The following is a 17592-nucleotide window of genomic DNA, read 5'->3' as shown; positions in this document are numbered from 1 at the left end:
AGTCCGGGCGGCACACCGTCCAGCGGCGCCCGGAGTTCGGGGTGGCGCTAGGCGCGGGCGGCCAGCTCGCGCGCCGCGTCGGCGGCGGCCTTGGCGATGCGGTCCTCGTTCACCGTGGTCAGGTTGCCGTTCTCGACCACCGGGCGGCCGTTGACCAGCAGCAGCGCCAGCGGCGGGAGCGCGCCGAGGGTGAGCGCGGCGACCGGGTCGGCGATCGAGGAGTGCATGATCCCGTCGACCTTCCACAGCGCCAGGTCGGCCAGCTTGCCGACCTCGATCGAGCCGATCTCGTTCTGCCGGCCGAGCACCCGGGCCCCGCCCATGGTGCCCAGGCGCAGCGCCTTGCGGCCGGTGAGCGCGTCCGGGTAGCCGTGCAGCCGGTTGATCAGCAGCGCGTTGCGCAGCTCGGTGCCCAGCTCGCCGGACTCGTTGGAGGCGGTGCCGTCCACGCCCAGGCCGACCGGGACGCCGGCCCTGAGCATGTCGGGGACCCGGGCGATGCCCGCCGCGAGCCGGGCGTTGGAGGACGGGCAGTGCGCCACGCCGGTGCCGGTCTCGGCGAACTTGGCGATGTCGGAGTCGTTCATGTGGACGCAGTGCGCCATCCACACGTCCTCGCCGAGCCAGCCGGTGGACTCGAAGTAGTCGGTGGGGCCCATCCCGAACAGCTCCTTGCAGAACTGCTCCTCCTCGGCCGTCTCCGAGCCGTGGGTGTGCAGCCGTACGCCCTTGCGCCGGGCCAGCACGGCCGCCTCGCGCATCAGCTCGGTGGAGACCGAGAACGGCGAGCAGGGCGCGATGGCGATCTGCAGCATCGAGTCGAACGAGGCGTCGTGGTAGCGGTCCACGGCGGCCTCGGAGGCGATCAGGATGTCCTCGGTCTTCTCCACCGCGTGGTCCGGCGGCAGGCCGCCGTCCTTCTTGCTGCGGTCCATCGAGCCGCGCAGTGCGGTGAAGCGCATCCCCAGCTCGGCCACCGCCTCGATCTCGGCGCCGAGGATGTCGCCGCCGCCCTGCGGGAAGACGTAGTGGTGGTCGCTGGCGGTGGTGCAGCCGGACTTCAGCAGTGCGGCGGCCGAGCCCTGCGCGGCGGCGTGGACCAGCTTGTCGTCGATCCGGGCCCAGGTCGGGTAGAGCGCGACCAGCCAGTCGAACAGGATGTTGTCCTGTGCGAGCCCGCGGGTGATCCACTGGTAGAAGTGGTGGTGGGTGTTCACCAGGCCGGGGGTGACCAGATGGCCCTCGGCGTTGATCCGCCGGACCACGCCCTGCAGCCACTGCGGGGCCGGGCCCTCGCCGACCGACTCGATCCGGTTCCCGGCGATCACCACATGGCCGCGGGTGTACTCGTTGTCGGCGGCGTCCACGGTGGCGATGGCCGCGTTCTCGATGACGATGCGCTCGTCAGCGGGGGGAGGCAGGGTGCTCATGGGTTCAAGCTCCTCGACGGTAGCGGTTTGGGGAAACCGCCGTCGGGTGGAGCTGCCCAGGGCGGGACGGCGGAAGAATCCCTGGGGCCAGTCTTAGCCTAAGAAGGCTCAGTCTTAGCGGAGAATCATGCCACGGGAATGACCGGCACGACACCCTCGCGGTGAACCGTGCCCTCGATGAGACCGTACGGCCGGTCGGCCGCGAAGTAGACCTCGTTGTTGTTCTTCAGGCCGAAGGGCTCCAGGTCGACCAGGAAGTGGTGCTTGTTCGGCAGCTCAAGGCGGACCTCGTCCACCTCGGCGCGGTTGTTCAGCACCCGGCTGCCCATCGCGTGCAGGGTCTGCTGCAGCGAGTAGGAGTAGGTCTCGGCGAACGCCTCCAGCAGGTGCCGGCGGACGTGGGTGTACGAGCGCTCCCAGTTGGGCTGGTCCCCGGCGCCGCTCCAGGAGTGCGCCCAGCGGGCGGTCACCTCGGTGGCCAGGACCCGGTCGTACGCCTCCTTGAGGGTGGTGTACTTGTCCTTGATGTAGCCCCAGAACTCCGAGTTGGTGGAGTTCATCACGGTCAGCTCCTTCAGGCCGGAGATGACCTGGAAGCTGTCGCCGTCGTAGGTGATCTGCGCGGTCCTGATCTCGCCGCCGCTGCGGACGAAGGAGTGGCCGACCTCCTCGGACCCGATGAAGCGGGCCGAGTTGTCCGGGGTGCGGATGCGGTCCCAGGCGTACTCCTCGATCCGGATCCGGGCCCGGTGGATCGGCTCGTTGTTGTCCACGAAGTGGCGCGCGAGGTGGACCCCGAAGGCCTCCGCGGACTCGATGCCGTGCTCCTTGGCGAACGCGTACACCGTGTTCTTGGTGGTGTCGGTCGGCAGGCAGTGCGCGTTGGAGCCGGTGAGGTGGACGTCGTCCAGGTCGCCGGAGAGCGCGACCGAGACGTTCAGGTCCTTGATCTCGTGGCGGGTCGAGTCACGGTAGATGCGGACGACACGGGTCTCCGCCTTTCCGTACTGGTTCTGGCCAAGAACGTGAGCCATGGGTTCTCTAGCTTCCTCGGTAGACGGAGTACCCGAACGGGTTCAGCAGCAGGGGTACGTGGTAGTGGGCCTGGGCCGGGTCCACGTCGATGACGATGGAGACCTCGGGGAAGAACGGGCCCGCGGTGGTGAAGGTCAGCCGGAGCACGGTGCCGGCGGCGGTGTCGGGCACCGGCAGGTCCTTGCAGCGGCCGTCGGCGTCGGTGCTGGACGCGCCCAGGACGGCCCAGCGCCCGTCCGGCTGCCGCTGGGCCAGCTCGACCGGGACCCCCTGGGCGGGGCGGCCGGTGCTGGTGTTCAGCACATGGGTGGAGAGGGAGGTCATGATGCTCCGTCAGTTCTCGTTCAGGAGGCGGTCGATCCGGATGTCGTTGATCTTCCGCAGCTCGCCGCGGACGGTCTCCCGCTCGGTGTCGGCGGTGTTGCCGATCCGGGCGCGCAGGGCGTCGAGCATGGTGTCCGCGGTGCGCCCGGTGGCGCAGATCAGGAAGACGTGGCCGAACCGGGCCTCGTAGTCGGCGTTCGCCCGCTGGAGTTCGTCCAGTACGGCGTCACCGGCGCCGTGGACGCCGGACTGCTCGCGCTGCGAGGTGGCGTCGCCGGCCTTGGGCTCGCCGATCCGGGCGTGCCCGGCCATCGCGTCGTCCAGGTCGGCCGGGCCGAGCTGTGCCATCGCCGCCGCGTTGGCGGCGTGGACGGCGTCGTCGTCGGCCCAGGGGCGGGCGGTGCGGACCAGCTTCGCCCAGGTGGGGCTGCTGCAGATCTCGACGAGCTGGGCGTCTAGGTCGTCGTCGCCGAGGGCGTTGAGCCGGGCGAGAACGGTAGGTGTGGCGCGAAGCGCCTCGCCAGAAGGGCGGCGGTGGGTGACGGGTGGGCGGTTCTGAGCCACGGGATGACCTCCTACGGGGGTGCCATCCAAAAGCTAGGCCCAGCGACTCCATCGCGTCAACAGTTTGTTGAAGCTCAGTCCTTGGCCTGCTGCCGGTTCAGGTAGTTGTACACGGTGAACCGGCTGACGCCGAGCGCCGCCGCGACCGTCTCCACCCCGTGTCGGATGGTGAACGCCCCGCGTTCCTCCAGCTGGGCCACCACCCGCTGCTTGCTGGCGCGGTCCAGCGCGCGCAGGTCCCCGCCGCCGAACTGCCGGCGGACCTCCCCGAGCAGCCGGTCCATCGCGCTCTCCATGCCGGGCAGCCGCACCGCGACCGCGGGCTGCTCGTCCCACTCCAGCAGCACGTCGTCCGGGCGGGCGTCGGCCGGGCTGACCGCGCTGGCGCCGACGGCGTCCAGCAGCGGCTTGATGGCGAGGGCCAGCGGGTGCGGCGGCTCCGGGTGCGCCGGGTCGGAGCGCTCGACGGTGGTCACTGGGAGTCCTCCTCGCGGTCCGCTATCGGCAGGCCGTCCTCGCCCAGGGTGCTGACCTGCAGCGAGATCCTGGTCGCCCCGCTGGCCAGGCTGTCCTGGAGCAGTCGGGTGATCGCGGCCAGGGCATCGGTGGCCGAGCCCTCGGCGCTGGTCCCGAACGGGCCGACGTCGACCGCGAGACCGGCCAGGTCCATGGCCCGCCGGGCGGCCTTCGCATGCTCGGGGAAGCCGTCGAGGGCGAACGGCTCTGTCGTGAACTCCACCTTCAATCGCACGCGTCGCAGCGTATCCGACGGTTGCGGCGGCGGCCCGGTCGAGGCGAGAGTAACTTCAACAAAATGTTGCGGACGGTCTTGACAGTCCGGCGCACCCTCATGCGATAGTTCCATCAAGCAGAAACTTGCTTCCGCATTGTGGAATTGGATGGGTGACCGCATGACCGCCGCCGCACGCAACTGGCTCGACCAGCGCTGGACCGTCAACCTCTCGATCCTCTTCACCGAGCTGCCGCTGCTGGAGCGCCCCGCCGCGGCGGCCGCGGCCGGCTTCGACGCCGCGGAGCTGTGGTGGACCCTGGACGGCCCCACCCCGCCCGACCGCGACCTGGACGCGCTGCGCGCGGCCTTCACCGACGCGGGCGTGCAGCTCACCGGGCTCAACTTCGACGCCGGGAACATGGCCGCCGGGTCCAAGGGGCTGCTCTCCCGTCCCGCCGACTCGCAGCAGTTCCGCGACAACATCGCGGTGGCGGTCGGGCTCGCCGACTCGCTCGGCTGCACGTCGCTGAACGCCCTCTACGGCAACCGCGTCGAGGGCCTGGACACCCGGGTGCAGGACGAACTCGCCCTGGAGAACCTGGCGCTGGCCGCCCACGCCACCCACGGGATCGGCGCGACGCTGCTGGTGGAGGCGCTGAACGCGCCGGAGGCCCCGCAGTACGCGCTGCTTTCGAGCAAGGACGCGGTGGCCGTGGTGGACCAGGTGAACGCGGCCACCGGCCTCGGCAACACCTTCTTCCTCTGCGACCTCTACCACCTGGCCCGCAACGGCGAGGACCTGGCGGCCGTCATCGAGACCTACGCGGACCGGATCGGCCACGTGCAGATCGCGGACACGCCGGGACGGAACCAGCCGGGGACCGGAGAGCTCGACTTCGCGGACCTGACGAGCCGTCTGGACGCCGTCGGGTACAGCGGGCGGATCGGCCTTGAGTACAAGCCGGTGGCGGGCGTCGCCAGCGCGGACAGCTTCGGGTGGCTGCCCCGTGAGCTGCGTGGGAGCAGCCGGGGCTGAGTGCGGACACCTGGGCGCTGCGGTGGTCTTCCGCGCAGTTCCCCGCGCCCCTGAGGGGCTGCATCTACTTCGTTTGCTTTTGGATTGGGAGTTTTCGGCATGAGCGCTTCGCGCAAGATCGCGTTTATCGGCCTCGGGATCATGGGCAGCCCGATGGCTGCCAACCTGGTCAGGGCCGGGCATGTGGTGACCGGGTTCAACCTGGGACAGGCCGCCATCGACAAGCTGGTCGCCGACGGCGGCAAGGGCGCCGACAGCATCGCGGCGGCCGTGGCCGACGCCGAGGTCGTCATCACCATGGTCCCGGCCGACCCGCAGGTCGAGCAGGTCATCCTCGGCGAGGGCGGGGTGCTGGAGCACGCCAAGCCCGGCACGCTCGTGATCGACATGAGCAGCATCACCCCGCAGACCTCGATCAAGGTCGCCGCCGCCGCGCAGGAGAAGGGCATCCGCACCCTGGACGCCCCGGTCTCCGGTGGCGAGGCCGGTGCGGTCGAGGCCGTGCTCTCCATCATGGTCGGCGGCGGCGAGGACGACTTCGCCGAGGCCAAGCCGCTGTTCGACGCGCTCGGCACCACGGTCATCCACGTCGGCCCGGCCGGGGCCGGACAGACCGTCAAGGCGGCCAACCAGCTGATCGTCGCGGTCAACATCCAGGTCGTGGCCGAGGCCGTGGTCTTCCTGGAGAACGCGGGCGTGGACCTCCCGGCCGCACTGGACGTGCTCGCGGGCGGGCTGGCCGGTTCCACCGTGCTGAACCGCAAGAAGGCCAACATGGTCGACCGCCAGTTCGCCCCCGGCTTCCGGATCGACCTGCACCACAAGGACATGGGCATCGTCACCGCCGCCGCCCGCGCCGTCGAGGCCCCGCTGCCGGTCGGCTCGCTGGTCGCCCAGCTGGTCGCCTCGGCCCGCGCCAACGGTGACGGCTCGCTGGACCACTCGGCGCTGCTCCGCGGCGTCGAGCGCCTCGCCGGACGGAAGGTCAACTGACATGGCACGTATGACCGCAGCCCAGGCGGCCGTTGAGATTCTCAAGGCCGAGGGCGTCACCCACATGTTCGGCCTGCCGGGCGCCGCGATCAACCCGTTCTACTCCGCGATGCGGACCAACGGCGGGCTGACCCACGTCCTGGCCCGGCACGTCGAAGGTGCCTCGCACATGGCGGAGGGCTACACCCGCGCCAAGGCCGGCAACATCGGCGTCTGCATCGGCACCAGCGGCCCGGCCGGGACCGACATGATCACCGGCCTCTACTCGGCCAGTGCGGACTCCATCCCGATCCTGTGCATCACCGGCCAGGCGCCGGTGGCCAAGCTGCACAAGGAGGACTTCCAGGCGGTCGACATCACCTCGATCGCCAAGCCGCTCACCAAGATGGCGATGACCGTCCTGGAGCCGGCCCAGGTCCCCGGCGCGTTCCAGCAGGCGTTCCACCTGATGCGCTCGGGCCGTCCCGGCCCGGTGCTGATCGACCTGCCGATCGACGTGCAGATGGCCGAGATCGAGTTCGACGTCGAGACGTACCAGCCGCTGCCGGTCTACAAGCCGTCGGCGTCGCGGGCGCAGATCGAGAAGGCGCTGGACCTGCTGGCCGCGTCCGAGAAGCCGCTGATCATCTCCGGCGGCGGAGTCATCAACGCCGACGCGTCCGACCTGCTGGTGGAGTTCGCCGAGCTGACCGGCATTCCGGTGGTGCCGACCCTGATGGGCTGGGGCAGCATCCCGGACGACCACGAACTGGCGGCCGGCATGGTCGGCCTGCAGACCTCGCACCGCTACGGCAACGAGACGCTGCTGGCGTCGGACTTCGTCCTCGGCATCGGCAACCGCTGGGCCAACCGGCACACCGGCAACACCCTCGACGCCTACACCGCCGGACGCACCTTCGTCCACGTCGACATCGAGCCGACCCAGATCGGGCGGGTCTTCGCCCCCGACTTCGGCATCGTCTCGGACGCGAAGGCCGCGCTGGAGCTGTTCGTCGAGGTGGCCCGGGAGCGCAAGGCCGCCGGGCAGCTCAAGGACCGCGGCGCCTGGGCGGCGAGCTGCCAGGAGCGCAAGGGCCAGCTGCTGCGCAAGACCGACTTCGACACCGTCCCGGTCAAGCCGCAGCGGGTCTACCAGGAGATGAACAAGGCCTTCGGCCGTGACACCCGCTATGTCACCACCATCGGCCTGTCGCAGATCCAGGCCGCGCAGATGCTGCACGTCTACGGGCCGCGCAACTGGATCAACGCCGGCCAGGCCGGTCCGCTGGGCTGGACCCTGCCGGCCGCGCTGGGCGTCGCCACGGCGGACCCGGACGGCACCGTGGTCGCGCTCTCCGGCGACTACGACTTCCAGTTCATGATCGAGGAACTGGCCGTCGGCGCGCAGTTCCAGATCCCCTACATCCACGTCGTGGTCAACAACGCCTACCTGGGCCTGATCCGTCAGGCGCAGCGGGCCTTCGACATGGACTACCACGTCCAGCTCTCGTTCGAGAACGTCAACGCGCCCGAGGTCAACGGCTACGGCGTGGACCACGTCAAGGTCGCCGAGGGCATGGGCTGCAAGGCGATCCGGGTCTTCGACCCGAACGAGCTGGGCGCGGCGCTGGAGCAGGCCAAGAAGCTCACCGCCGAGTTCAAGGTGCCGGTGATCGTCGAGGTCATCCTGGAGCGGGTCACCAACGTCTCCATGTCCGGCGGCGGGATCGACCAGGTCAACGAGTGGGAGCTGCTCGCCGAGCACGCCTCGGACGCGCCCAGCGCGATCCTGAACACCCTGCCCTGACCCGACCCCCTGTACTCCTCCCCGCGACGGCTGTCCTTATCCGGTCGTGCCCGTCGTCGCGGGGAGGCCCACCCCGTCGCCCGCCGCCACCCTTCCAAGGGCGCGCCGCGCGCGACCCGCTGATTTCCTCCCGGCCCTGTGACCCATCCCGATGCTGGGAAGATCCGGTCGTGCCCGCAGGGCCGGGAGGATTCATCCACGAGCTAAGGACGACGCGATGACACAGCAGCAGGTCACGACCGGTCATGTGGTCATCGCCCCGGACAAGTTCAAGGGCAGCCTGAGCGCTGCCGAAGCCGCCGAGCGGATCGCCGCGGGCGTCCTCCGGGCCGCGCCCGGCACCGACATCCGGCTGCTCCCGGTCGCCGACGGCGGCGAGGGGACGGTGCTGGCCGCGCTCGCCGCGGGCTACCAGCGGGTGGAGCTGACCGTCAGCGGTCCGACCGGCGAGCCGGTCCCGGCCGCCATCGCGGTCAAGGACGGCACCGCCGTGGTCGAGGCAGCGCAGGCCAGTGGGCTGACCCTGCTCCCCGGCGGGGTCAAGGCCCCGCTGACCGCGAGCAGCCACGGCACCGGCCAGCTGATCGCGCACGCGCTGGACCTCGGCTGCACCAGGATCGTGCTCGGCCTCGGCGGCGTCGCCTGCACCGACGGCGGGGCCGGGATGGCCGAGGCCCTCGGCGCGACGCTGCACGACGCCGACGGCGCCCGGCTCCCGGCCGGCGGCGCAGCCCTCGCCCGGCTGGGCCTGCTCGACCTCGGCAGCATCAAGGACGCGTTCGCCGCCGTCGAGGTGGTGATCGCCAGTGACGTGGACAACCCGCTGCTCGGCAGCCGCGGCGCGGCGGCGGTCTACGGCCCGCAGAAGGGCGCGAGCCCGGAGCAGGTGGCCGCGCTGGACGCCGCGCTGACCGGCTGGGCCGACGCGGTCGCCGCGCTGACCGGCGCCGACCTCAGGGACACACCCGGCGCGGGCGCGGCCGGCGGCCTCGGCTTCGGCGCGCTGGCCCTGCTGGGGGCCCGTATGCAGCCCGGGATCGAGTTGCTGCTCGAACTCCTCGGGTTCGACCGGGCCGTGCGGGGAGCACGCCTGGTCGTCACCGGCGAGGGCTGCCTGGACGTGCAGACGCTGCACGGCAAGGCGCCCGCCGGGGTCGCCGCGGCGGCTGCTGGGGCGGGGGTCCCGGTGGCCGCCGTGGCCGGCCGACTGGAGCTGGACGAGCCTGCCTGGCGCGGGGCCGGCTTCGCCGCCGCCTACGCGCTGGAGCAGCTGGCGGGCCCGGACGCGGCGGAGGGCGAGAGCCTGACCCGGGCCGGGGAGCTGGCCGAGCTGGCGGGGGAGCGGATCGCCGAGGAGTTCCTGCGGGCGTGACCGGCACGGCCCGTCGAACGTTGACGTTTTGTTGAAGGCAGCCTTAGGCTCGCCCTGTCTGAACCGCCCGGCTGTTCCGGTCGCAGCGCACCGCCTGCGGCTTTCCCAGCCGCACCAGCCCGGAGGTTTCGTTGACCGCCTCGTCGTACACCGTGTTCCGCTCCAGGAACGCCGTCCTCCCGGACGGCCCCCGCGCCGCCGACGTGGTGGTCCGCGACGGGAAGATCACCGAGGTGCTGCCGTACGGCGAGGGCGCCGGGCCGGGCTTCGACGGCGAACTGGTCGACCTGGGCGGGCTGGCCCTGCTGCCCGGCCTGGTCGACAGCCACGTCCATGTGAACGAGCCCGGCCGCACCGAGTGGGAGGGCTTCGCCACCGCCACCCGGGCCGCCGCCGCCGGCGGGGTCACCACGATCATCGACATGCCGCTCAACTCGGTCCCGCCGACCACCACGCTCGCCGGCCTGGACGCCAAGCGGAAGGTCGCCGACGGACAGACCTTCGTGGACGTCGGCCTCTGGGGCGGCGCCATCCCCGGCAACACCGGCGACCTGGAGCCGCTGCACCGGGCCGGGGTGTTCGGCTTCAAGAGCTTCCTGGCCCCCTCCGGAGTGGACGAGTTCCCGCACCTGACGGGCGATCAACTCACGGAGGCACTCACCGAACTGGCCCGGCTCGACGCCCTGGCGATCATCCACGCCGAGGACCCGGCGGTGCTCGACGCCGCGCCGCAGCGCCCCGGGCCGCAGTACTCCGACTTCCTGGCCTCCCGCCCGGACGACGCCGAGGCGACCGCGGTCGCCGGACTGCTGGCGACCGCCCGCCGCACCGGCGCCCGGGTACACATCCTGCACGTCTCCTCGGCCGCCGTGCTGCCGCTGCTGCGGCAGGCCCGCGCCGACGGCGTCCAGGTCACCGCCGAGACCTGCCCGCACTACCTGACCCTCGCCGCCGAGCAGGTGCCGGACGGCGACACCGCCTTCAAGTGCTGCCCGCCGATCCGTGACGAGACCAACCGCGACCTGCTCTGGCAGGCCCTGGCCCACGGCGAGTTCATCGCCGTGGTCTCGGACCACTCGCCGTCCACCCCGGACCTCAAGCACCTGGCCCGCTACGGCGGCGACGGCGACTTCGCCGCCGCCTGGGGCGGGATCGCCTCGCTCCAGCTCGGCCTGCCGGCCATCTGGACCGAGGCCCGTGCCCGCGGCTTCGCCCTGGCCGACGTGGTCCGCTGGATGAGCGCGGGCCCGGCCGCCCTGGCCGGCCTCGGCAGCAAGGGTGCGATCGCCCCCGGCCTGGACGCCGACCTGGTCGCCTTCGACCCGGACGCCCCGTTCACGGTCGAGGCCGAGGCACTGCACCACCGCAACCCCGTCACCCCGTACGCGGGCCGCACGCTGACCGGCGCCGTCCGCACCACCTGGCTTCGCGGCCGGGTGGTGAACGTTGACGCTGACGCCCAGCCGTTCGGCCGCCTGATCGCCCGAGGAGAAGCATGACCGACACCACGAGCCCCGCCGCCTTCACCGAGCTGGTCAACCTCGCCGCCCGGACCCTCGGCGCCGGCGTCGTCGCCGCCAACGACGAGCTGTTCGCCGAGAAGGAGAACCTGATCGTCGCGGCCCCCGCCGAGTTCCGGCCGCACACCTTCGGGCACAAGGGCCAGATCATGGACGGCTGGGAGACTCGCCGCCGCCGCGGCGCGGGCGCCGACGAGCCGCACCCGACCGACGCCGACCACGACTGGGCGATCGTCCGGCTCGGGGTGGCGGGCGTGGTCCGCGGCGTGGTGGTGGACACCGCCCACTTCACCGGCAACTACCCGGAGACCGGCTCGGTCGAGGGCGCGTCCGTGCCCGGCGCCCCGTCGCCCGAGGAACTGGCCGCGGCCGAGTGGACCGAGCTGGTCCCGCGGACCACGCTGCGCGGCGACACCGCGCACGAGTTCCCGGTCGAGCTGGAGCAGCGCTTCACCCACGTCCGCCTCAACATCTGGCCGGACGGCGGCGTCGCCCGGCTCCGGGTGTACGGGGAGGTCGTCGCCGACCCGCGCGACCTGGACGGGCTGACCTTCGACCTGGCCGCGCAGGAGTCCGGCGGCGTCGCCACCGGCGCGTCCGACCGCTACTTCTCCTCGCCGCACAACCTCAACTCGCTCGGCCGGGCCGCGGTGATGGGCGAGGGCTGGGAGACCCGGCGCCGCCGCAACAAGGACCACGACTGGGTCGAGCTGAAGCTGGCGGGCGAGGGCGAGGTACTCGCGGTCGAGGTCGACACCACCCACTTCGTCGCCAACTGCCCCGGCTGGGCCTCGGTCTCGGGCCGCGACGGGTCGGGGGAGTGGTTCGACCTGCTGCCGCGCACCCGGCTCCAGCCGGACACCCGGCACCGGCTCCGGGTCACCCCGCAGCGCCCGGTCACCGAGGCCCGGCTCAACGTCTTCCCGGACGGCGGCGTGGCCCGGCTGCGGCTGACCGGCCGGCTGACCGAGGCCGGACGCGCCGCGCTGGCGCTGCGCTGGCTGAACCTGGTCCCGGCCGCCGAGGCGGAGCAGGCGCTCGCCGAAGCGGGCCTCTCCGCTGCTGAGGCAGCGTCAGTCAGCGCAGCCCGGCCGTTCGCTGACGCTGCGTCAGCACGGGCGACGGTCGACGCGCTGCAGCCGCAGGACACCCCCGACGGTGCGGACACCACCCGCCGCCGGGCCGCGATCTGGCGGCTGCTGGGCGTCTGAGACGACGGCCCGCCCAGCAGCTGCCACCCAACCCTCTTCCTTCGACTTCTCCCCCTTCGAGCCATCACCGAGGTTTAGCGATGTCCAAAATCCTGACCACCGAGTCCGGCGCACCGGTCGCCGACAACCAGAACTCCGCACAGGCCGGCATCGGCGGCCCGGTGCTGATCCAGGACCAGCAGCTGATAGAGAAGCTGGCCCGGTTCAACCGCGAGCGCATCCCGGAGCGGGTGGTGCACGCCCGCGGCTCCGGCGCGTACGGGTACTTCGAGGTGACCGACGACGTCACCGCCTACACCAAGGCCGACTTCCTCGGCGCCGTGGGCAAGCGCACCGAGGTCTTCCTGCGCTTCTCCACCGTGGCGGGCAACCTGGGCGCCGGCGACGCGGTGCGCGACCCGCGCGGCTTCGCGCTGAAGTTCTACACCGAGGAGGGCAACTACGACCTCGTCGGCAACAACACCCCGGTGTTCTTCATCAAGGACCCGATCAAGTTCCCCGACTTCATCCACTCGCAGAAGCGCGACCCGTACACCGGCATCCAGGAAGCCGACAACGTCTGGGACTACTGGTCCTACTCGCCCGAGTCGCTGCACCAGATCACCTGGCTGTTCGGCGACCGCGGCATCCCGGCGTCCTACCGGCACATGAACGGCTACGGCTCGCACACCTACCAGTGGACCGCCGCCGACGGCGCCGCCTACTGGGTGAAGTACCACTTCAAGACCAACCAGGGCGTGCGCAGCCTGGACGCGGCCCAGGCCGGCGAGCTGGTCGGGCAGGACGCCGACAGCCACCAGCGCGACCTGCACCAGGCGATCGAGCGCGGGATCTTCCCGTCCTGGACCGTGCACGTGCAGCTGATGCCGGTGGCCGACGCCGCCGACTACCGCTTCAACCCGTTCGACCTGACCAAGGTGTGGCCGCACGCGGACTACCCGCTGCAGAAGATCGGGCGGCTGGTGCTCAACCGCAACCCGGAGAACGTCTTCGCCGAGGTCGAGCAGGCGGCGTTCTCGCCGAACAACTTCGTCCCCGGCATCGGCGCCTCGCCGGACAAGATGCTGCAGGGCCGGCTGTTCGCCTACGCCGACGCGCACCGCTACCGCCTGGGCGTCAACCACACCCAGCTCGCGGTCAACGCCCCCAAGGCCACCACCGCGCAGAACTACGGCCGGGACGGCCTCGGCGCGGTCAACCCCGCGGGCCGGGCCAAGAACTACGAGCCCAACTCGTACGACGGGCCGCGGCAGACCGACCAGGCGCTGGCCGCCCCCACCGCCGTGCACGGCTGGACCGGCACCCACAGCGCGGCCGAGCACAGCAAGGACGACGACTTCTTCCAGGCCGGTGAGCTGTACCGGCTGATGTCGGCGGCGGAGCAGGGCCGACTGATCGCCAACCTGGCCGGCGCGCTCGGCTCGGTCACCCGTGACGACGTGGTCGAGCGGGTCCTGCCGTTCTTCCACGCCGCCGACGCCGACTACGGCCGCCGGCTCCAGGCCGCGGTGGAGGCCATCCGCGACGCCGACGAGGCGTAGCGGAAGGACCTCCCCTCGCGGGGAGGGGAACGGCCCCGCGGGAAGGGGACCGGCCACTTCGGAGGGGAGCGGGCTGGCCCCGGTGCAGCGTCGCACCGGGGCCCGCCCTCCGGGTTGGCGCAACCGGGTAGCGGGGCGACCCCGCAGGGTGAAGAGTGGACGGCAGGGGCTGCCGCCCCTGGGGGGAATCTCTCCGCACGCTTCCACCCTGAGAGGCCCGTTCCGATGCCCGAAATCACCGCCTACACACCCGGCACCCCGTGCTGGGTCGACCTGATGGTCCCGGACCAGCAGGCCGGCCTGGACTTCTACCGCGACCTGTTCGGCTGGCAGGGCGAGCCCGGCCCGGCCGAGACCGGCGGCTACGCCGTCTGCACCTACAAGGGCCTCCCGGTCGCCGGCATCGGCCCGACCATGGACCCGGCCACCCCCACCGTCTGGACCACCTACCTGTCCAGCGCCGACGCCGACGCCACCGTCGCGGCGATCACCAAGGCGGGCGGCCAGGTGATGATGCCGCCGATGGACGTGATGACCCTCGGCCGGATGTTCGTCGCCGCCGACCCGGCCGGCGCGGTCTTCGGCGTCTGGGAGCCCAAGGACTTCATCGGCGCGCAGCTGGTCAACGAGGCCGGCAGCATCGCCTGGAACGAGTGCAACTCCCGGGACATCGACGCCTCGGCCGGCTTCTACGCCGCGGCCTTCGGCGTCGGCGTCGAGGACATGCCGGGCGAGATGGTCTACAAGACCCTCCAGGTCGGCGGCCGCCCGGTCGGCGGCCTCAACAAGATGACCGACCCGCCGTTCGACCCGGCGGTGCCGTCGCACTGGCTGACCTACTTCTGCGTCGACGACACCGACAGCACGGTGGACGCCGGGGTCAAGCGGGGCGCGAACCTGCTGATGCCCGCCGCGGACACCCCGTTCGGCCGGATGGCCGTGCTCAGCGACCCGTGGGGCGCGACCTTCGCCGTCATCGAGGCCATGGACGCTCCGGCCTGAGGCCGGGCGCTCCGGCCTGAAGCGCCTCCCGCCCGTCCAGAGCCCTCGGGGCCGGGAACCACATGGTTTCCCGGCCCCGAGGGCTCGTCGGCGGCGGCTCCAACTCCTGACCCGACCGCTCTGAACAGCGGGTATCGTTCATCCGTACGCCCGGAGGGCCTCGACGAGATGCTGGAGCAAGCGGTGGTGCGGGAGTCGGAACAGGGGCCGGTGTCCGCGATCGACACCCCGGGCCCGCGCTGGGCCCTGCGGCCGGTCCTGCCGGTGGACGTCGAGGTGCTGACCGAGCTACGGGCCGAGGTCATGCGAGCGGACCTGGAGCGACTGGGCCGCTACGACGAGCACCGGGTGCGCCAGCGGCTGCGGGACTCCCTCTCATTCCGGCACACCTCGGCGATCGAGGTCGACGGCGCGCTCGCGGGCTGCGTCACCCTCCGCCCCGTCGCGGCCGGGCAGTGGCTGGAGCACTTCTACCTGGCAACGCGTCACCAGGGCCGGGGCCTCGGCGCGTCCGTGCTGCGCACCCTCCTTGCCACCACCGACGCCCAGCGCCTGGACGTCCGCCTCGACGTCCTCCAAGGCAGCCCGGCCCGCCGCCTCTACGAACGCCACGGCTTCACCGTCGAGTCCGAGGACCCCGTCGACGTCACCATGCACCGCCCCGCCGCGAGTTGACGGTCAGGGCCGGCCGCCGGGCTGCCAGGTGGTGATGGCGGTGCGCAGGGAGCGGGGGTCCAGGCCGTGGGCGGTGACGTGTTCGGCGATGGTGCCGTAGTGGCGCAGTTCCTCGCGGGCGACGCCGAGGCTCAGCAGGCGGTGCGGGGTGTCGGTCAGGGCCTCGGCCACGAACGGGGCGGAGGTGCCGGCCAGGTAGGGCTCGACCAGGACCACGTCCGCCGTGCTCCGGCCGCTCAGCGCGGCGCGCAGGGCGGCGGTGTCGAAGGGGCGGACGGTGGCGGCGTAGAGGACGGTGACGTCCAGGCCCTCGACTGCCTCGAGTACGTCGTCCAGGACCGGGCCGACTGCCAGGACCACCGGGCCAGTACCCTGGCGGATCGTCAGGAAGCGTCCGGGGAAGATGGGTTGCGCGGCTCGGTTGGTCTGGGCGGAGAGCCGGAGGTAGACCAGGCCGTCGGCCGCCACCGCGTCGCGGAGCAGCGTCTCGGCCTCGTCCGGGTGGCCGGGGACGTGGACCGTCCAGCCGGGCAGGGTGTCCAGCAGGGCCACGTCGCCGGGGGCCATGTGGGTGCGGCCACCGGCCGGCCAGTCGTAGGAGGCGTTCGCGCTGACCAGGACCGCCCCCACGCCCTGGTGGCCCAGGTCGAGCTTGATCTGCTCGAAGGGGCGCTCGACCAGGAAGCTGGCGAAGGTGTGCGCGATCGGGCGCAACCCGGTCAGGGCCAGCCCGCCGGCCACGCCGATCAGCAGTTGTTCGCGGATGCCCACGTTGATCACCCGGTCGGGGTGGGCGCGGGCCGCGTCCTGGAAGCCGGCCGCGGAGATGTCGGCGAGGGCGAGGGCGGCCCGGGGGTCCTCGTCGAGCAGGGCGGTGGCGGTGGAGATGAAGCGGTCACGCATGGCGATGGGTCCTTTGCGGAGGTTGGGGCGTGGTGGGAGCGGCGACGAGTGGGGCGCGGGACGGGGGCCGGTCAGCCCTTGGGTTCGACGACGGCGACGACCACGTGCGGGCGGCCGGGGTGGGGCTGGGTGAAGGCCCGGTGCAGGGCGGTGTGGTCGCGCCCGTCGACGGTGCTGGTGGACCAGCCCGCGGCGGCGAAGCGGGAGGCGATGCCGCCGGTCCAGCCGTGGGTGGCGGACTGGTTGTCGATGACCACGGCGTGCAGCCGGTCGAGACCGGCCGCCCCGGCGTAGGCGAGGGCCTCGTGGTTGCTGCCCTCGTCCAACTCCGCGTCGCCGATGAGGACCCAGACCGCCGGGTCGGTCAGTCCCTGGGCGCGCAGGCCCAGTGCGGTGCCCACCCCGAGCGGCAGGCCGTGGCCCAGCGAGCCGCTGCCGATCTCGACCCCGGGGATCAGCGTGCGGTCCGGGTGGTGGCCCAGCGGGGAGTCGAAGCCGCCGAAGCCGGGCAGCAGCGCCGGGTCGATGAAGCCCTTCGCGGCCAGCACGGCGTAGTACGCCATCGGCCCGTGGCCCTTGGAGAGCAGGAACCTGTCCCGCCCCGGAGCGTCGGGGCGGTCGGGGGAGACCCGCAGCACCCGGTCGTAGAGCACCCACAGCGCGTCCAGGGTGGAGGTCGCGGCGGGCCCGTGCTTCTCGGCGCCGGTCATCAGGCCGATCAGCCCGGGAAGGTCGGCCCAGCCGTACGCGGTGTCGGGGGCGGCGTACGAGGGTTCGGAATATTGCCTGGTCAATGTCATGGGACTAGGCTGCAACTTCAAGCGCACTTGAAGTCAAGCGGAAAATCGGGGGGAGGGAAATGACGGCTCTCGGAGAGCATCTGACGATCGGAGAACTCGCTGCGCGCGGCGGGATCGCGGCTTCGGCGCTGCGCTACTACGAGGAACTCGGGCTGATCACCGCCGAGCGCACGGCGGGCGGCCAGCGCCGCTACCCGCGCTCCATGCTGCGCCGGGTCGCGTTCGTACGCGCCGCGCAGCGGGTGGGGCTGTCGCTGGAGGAGGTCGGCAAGGCGCTGGCCGGGCTGCCCCGCGACCATGCGCCGACGGCCACCGAGTGGGCGCCGGTGGCGCGGGCCTGGCAGCGCCGTATTGACCTTCAGATCGCCGAACTGCAGTTGCTGCGGCGGAAGTTGGGTGGGTGTATCGGCTGCGGCTGCCTCTCGCTGCGGACCTGCGCGCTGTACAACCCGGACGACACCGCGGCCGAGCGCGGCGCGGGGGCGCGCTATCTGCTCGGCGACACACCGCCCGAATCGCCGAAGAAGTCCGAACCGAAGAACTCCGGGGCGAAGAACTCCGGGGCGAAGAACTCCGGGGCGAAGAACTCCGGGGCGAAGCGGCGAACCGCGGACGGGTAGCGCGCGTCGGTGCTGGTGAGTGAGTACTCACCAGCCGTCGTCGGGGG

At 72.0% G+C, this 17592-nt stretch carries 18 protein-coding genes; 10 read left to right on the top strand and 8 right to left on the bottom strand.

Annotated elements, in window-relative coordinates; genetic code table 11:
• Nucleotides 1-47: 47 nt before the first annotated feature.
• The 6 genes from ACEZDE_RS29035 to ACEZDE_RS29010 all read right to left on the bottom strand — a co-directional run bounded on the left by ACEZDE_RS29035 (nucleotide 48) and on the right by ACEZDE_RS29010 (nucleotide 4104).
• A complete protein-coding gene (locus ACEZDE_RS29035; protein WP_380542315.1) occupies nucleotides 48-1430 on the bottom strand; it encodes an 8-oxoguanine deaminase in 1383 nt (460 codons plus the stop codon).
• A gap of 125 nt (nucleotides 1431-1555) precedes the next feature.
• Nucleotides 1556-2464, bottom strand: a complete 909-nt coding sequence (pucL, locus tag ACEZDE_RS29030) for a factor-independent urate hydroxylase (RefSeq protein ID WP_380542312.1) — start codon at nucleotides 2462-2464, stop codon at nucleotides 1556-1558.
• Nucleotides 2465-2471: 7 nt separating this feature from the next.
• Complete coding sequence (gene uraH / locus ACEZDE_RS29025) at nucleotides 2472-2789, bottom strand: hydroxyisourate hydrolase (protein ID WP_380542309.1); 318 nt, start codon at nucleotides 2787-2789, stop codon at nucleotides 2472-2474.
• Between the two features lie 9 nt (nucleotides 2790-2798).
• Nucleotides 2799-3353: a 2-oxo-4-hydroxy-4-carboxy-5-ureidoimidazoline decarboxylase gene (gene uraD, locus ACEZDE_RS29020; RefSeq protein WP_380542306.1), complete on the bottom strand. Its 555-nt coding sequence runs from the start codon at nucleotides 3351-3353 to the stop codon at nucleotides 2799-2801.
• 74 nt (nucleotides 3354-3427) lie between these two features.
• Nucleotides 3428-3829 carry a helix-turn-helix domain-containing protein gene (locus ACEZDE_RS29015; protein ID WP_380542303.1) on the bottom strand — a complete coding sequence of 134 codons (402 nt, stop codon included), beginning with the start codon at nucleotides 3827-3829 and terminating at the stop codon, nucleotides 3428-3430.
• Entirely contained in the window at nucleotides 3826-4104 is a 279-nt protein-coding gene (locus ACEZDE_RS29010; protein ID WP_380542300.1) for a hypothetical protein, read from the bottom strand. Before ACEZDE_RS29010 ends, ACEZDE_RS29015 begins: the two co-directional genes overlap by 4 nt.
• Before the next feature lie 160 nt (nucleotides 4105-4264).
• On the opposite strand from ACEZDE_RS29010, the gene ACEZDE_RS29005 reads away from it, so the two are divergent.
• The 9 genes from ACEZDE_RS29005 to ACEZDE_RS28965 all read left to right on the top strand — a co-directional run bounded on the left by ACEZDE_RS29005 (nucleotide 4265) and on the right by ACEZDE_RS28965 (nucleotide 15222).
• Nucleotides 4265-5122, top strand: a complete 858-nt coding sequence (locus ACEZDE_RS29005) for a TIM barrel protein (protein ID WP_380542297.1) — start codon at nucleotides 4265-4267, stop codon at nucleotides 5120-5122.
• Between the two features lie 99 nt (nucleotides 5123-5221).
• Nucleotides 5222-6115: a 2-hydroxy-3-oxopropionate reductase gene (locus tag ACEZDE_RS29000; protein ID WP_380542294.1), complete on the top strand. Its 894-nt coding sequence runs from the start codon at nucleotides 5222-5224 to the stop codon at nucleotides 6113-6115.
• Nucleotide 6116: 1 nt separating this feature from the next.
• Nucleotides 6117-7901, top strand: a complete 1785-nt coding sequence (gene gcl, locus ACEZDE_RS28995; RefSeq protein ID WP_380542291.1) for a glyoxylate carboligase — start codon at nucleotides 6117-6119, stop codon at nucleotides 7899-7901.
• Between the two features lie 217 nt (nucleotides 7902-8118).
• A complete protein-coding gene (locus tag ACEZDE_RS28990; RefSeq protein ID WP_380542289.1) occupies nucleotides 8119-9273 on the top strand; it encodes a glycerate kinase in 1155 nt (384 codons plus the stop codon).
• Nucleotides 9274-9404: 131 nt separating this feature from the next.
• Nucleotides 9405-10772 (top strand): allantoinase AllB, encoded by a 1368-nt coding sequence (gene allB / locus ACEZDE_RS28985; protein ID WP_380542286.1) that lies wholly within the window; start codon nucleotides 9405-9407, stop codon nucleotides 10770-10772.
• Nucleotides 10769-12004 carry an allantoicase gene (gene alc, locus ACEZDE_RS28980; RefSeq protein ID WP_380542283.1) on the top strand — a complete coding sequence of 412 codons (1236 nt, stop codon included), beginning with the start codon at nucleotides 10769-10771 and terminating at the stop codon, nucleotides 12002-12004. Before allB ends, alc begins: the two co-directional genes overlap by 4 nt.
• A gap of 80 nt (nucleotides 12005-12084) precedes the next feature.
• Complete coding sequence (locus tag ACEZDE_RS28975) at nucleotides 12085-13545, top strand: catalase (protein WP_380542280.1); 1461 nt, start codon at nucleotides 12085-12087, stop codon at nucleotides 13543-13545.
• A gap of 225 nt (nucleotides 13546-13770) precedes the next feature.
• On the top strand, nucleotides 13771-14547 hold the full coding sequence (locus ACEZDE_RS28970) for a VOC family protein (protein ID WP_380542277.1): 777 nt from the start codon (nucleotides 13771-13773) through the stop codon (nucleotides 14545-14547).
• A 168-nt stretch (nucleotides 14548-14715) separates the two neighbouring features.
• On the top strand, nucleotides 14716-15222 hold the full coding sequence (locus tag ACEZDE_RS28965) for a GNAT family N-acetyltransferase (RefSeq protein WP_380542274.1): 507 nt from the start codon (nucleotides 14716-14718) through the stop codon (nucleotides 15220-15222).
• Between the two features lie 3 nt (nucleotides 15223-15225).
• On the opposite strand, the gene ACEZDE_RS28960 is transcribed toward ACEZDE_RS28965, so the two are convergent.
• Nucleotides 15226-16125 (bottom strand): transketolase family protein, encoded by a 900-nt coding sequence (locus tag ACEZDE_RS28960; protein WP_380542271.1) that lies wholly within the window; start codon nucleotides 16123-16125, stop codon nucleotides 15226-15228.
• Between the two features lie 71 nt (nucleotides 16126-16196).
• On the bottom strand, nucleotides 16197-16925 hold the full coding sequence (locus ACEZDE_RS28955; protein WP_380542268.1) for a transketolase: 729 nt from the start codon (nucleotides 16923-16925) through the stop codon (nucleotides 16197-16199).
• Between the two features lie 59 nt (nucleotides 16926-16984).
• Between ACEZDE_RS28955 and soxR the strand changes: the two genes are divergently transcribed.
• Nucleotides 16985-17545 (top strand): redox-sensitive transcriptional activator SoxR, encoded by a 561-nt coding sequence (gene soxR / locus ACEZDE_RS28950; RefSeq protein WP_380542265.1) that lies wholly within the window; start codon nucleotides 16985-16987, stop codon nucleotides 17543-17545.
• Nucleotides 17546-17592 lie beyond the last annotated feature (47 nt).

The sequence above is a fragment of the Streptacidiphilus cavernicola genome (assembly GCF_042510955.1).
GTDB lineage: Bacteria > Actinomycetota > Actinomycetes > Streptomycetales > Streptomycetaceae > Streptacidiphilus > Streptacidiphilus cavernicola.
Note: the sequence above shows the minus strand (reverse complement) of the source record. Positions and strands in the feature narration are given on the sequence as shown.

Bases quoted from the DNA above. Each gene is read 5' to 3' on its own strand.
- ACEZDE_RS28990 (WP_380542289.1), top strand. From the start codon at position 8,119: ATGACACAGCAGCAGGTCACGACCGGTCATGTGGTCATCGCCCCGGAC.
- ACEZDE_RS28960 (WP_380542271.1), bottom strand. From the start codon at position 16,125: ATGCGTGACCGCTTCATCTCCACCGCCACCGCCCTGCTCGACGAGGAC.
- soxR (WP_380542265.1), top strand. From the start codon at position 16,985: ATGACGGCTCTCGGAGAGCATCTGACGATCGGAGAACTCGCTGCGCGC.
- ACEZDE_RS28955 (WP_380542268.1), bottom strand. From the start codon at position 16,925: ATGACATTGACCAGGCAATATTCCGAACCCTCGTACGCCGCCCCCGAC.
- ACEZDE_RS28965 (WP_380542274.1), top strand. From the start codon at position 14,716: ATGCTGGAGCAAGCGGTGGTGCGGGAGTCGGAACAGGGGCCGGTGTCC.
- ACEZDE_RS28970 (WP_380542277.1), top strand. From the start codon at position 13,771: ATGCCCGAAATCACCGCCTACACACCCGGCACCCCGTGCTGGGTCGAC.
- gcl (WP_380542291.1), top strand. From the start codon at position 6,117: ATGGCACGTATGACCGCAGCCCAGGCGGCCGTTGAGATTCTCAAGGCC.
- ACEZDE_RS29005 (WP_380542297.1), top strand. From the start codon at position 4,265: ATGACCGCCGCCGCACGCAACTGGCTCGACCAGCGCTGGACCGTCAAC.
- ACEZDE_RS29000 (WP_380542294.1), top strand. From the start codon at position 5,222: ATGAGCGCTTCGCGCAAGATCGCGTTTATCGGCCTCGGGATCATGGGC.
- ACEZDE_RS28975 (WP_380542280.1), top strand. From the start codon at position 12,085: ATGTCCAAAATCCTGACCACCGAGTCCGGCGCACCGGTCGCCGACAAC.
- ACEZDE_RS29035 (WP_380542315.1), bottom strand. From the start codon at position 1,430: ATGAGCACCCTGCCTCCCCCCGCTGACGAGCGCATCGTCATCGAGAAC.
- uraH (WP_380542309.1), bottom strand. From the start codon at position 2,789: ATGACCTCCCTCTCCACCCATGTGCTGAACACCAGCACCGGCCGCCCC.
- alc (WP_380542283.1), top strand. From the start codon at position 10,769: ATGACCGACACCACGAGCCCCGCCGCCTTCACCGAGCTGGTCAACCTC.
- pucL (WP_380542312.1), bottom strand. From the start codon at position 2,464: ATGGCTCACGTTCTTGGCCAGAACCAGTACGGAAAGGCGGAGACCCGT.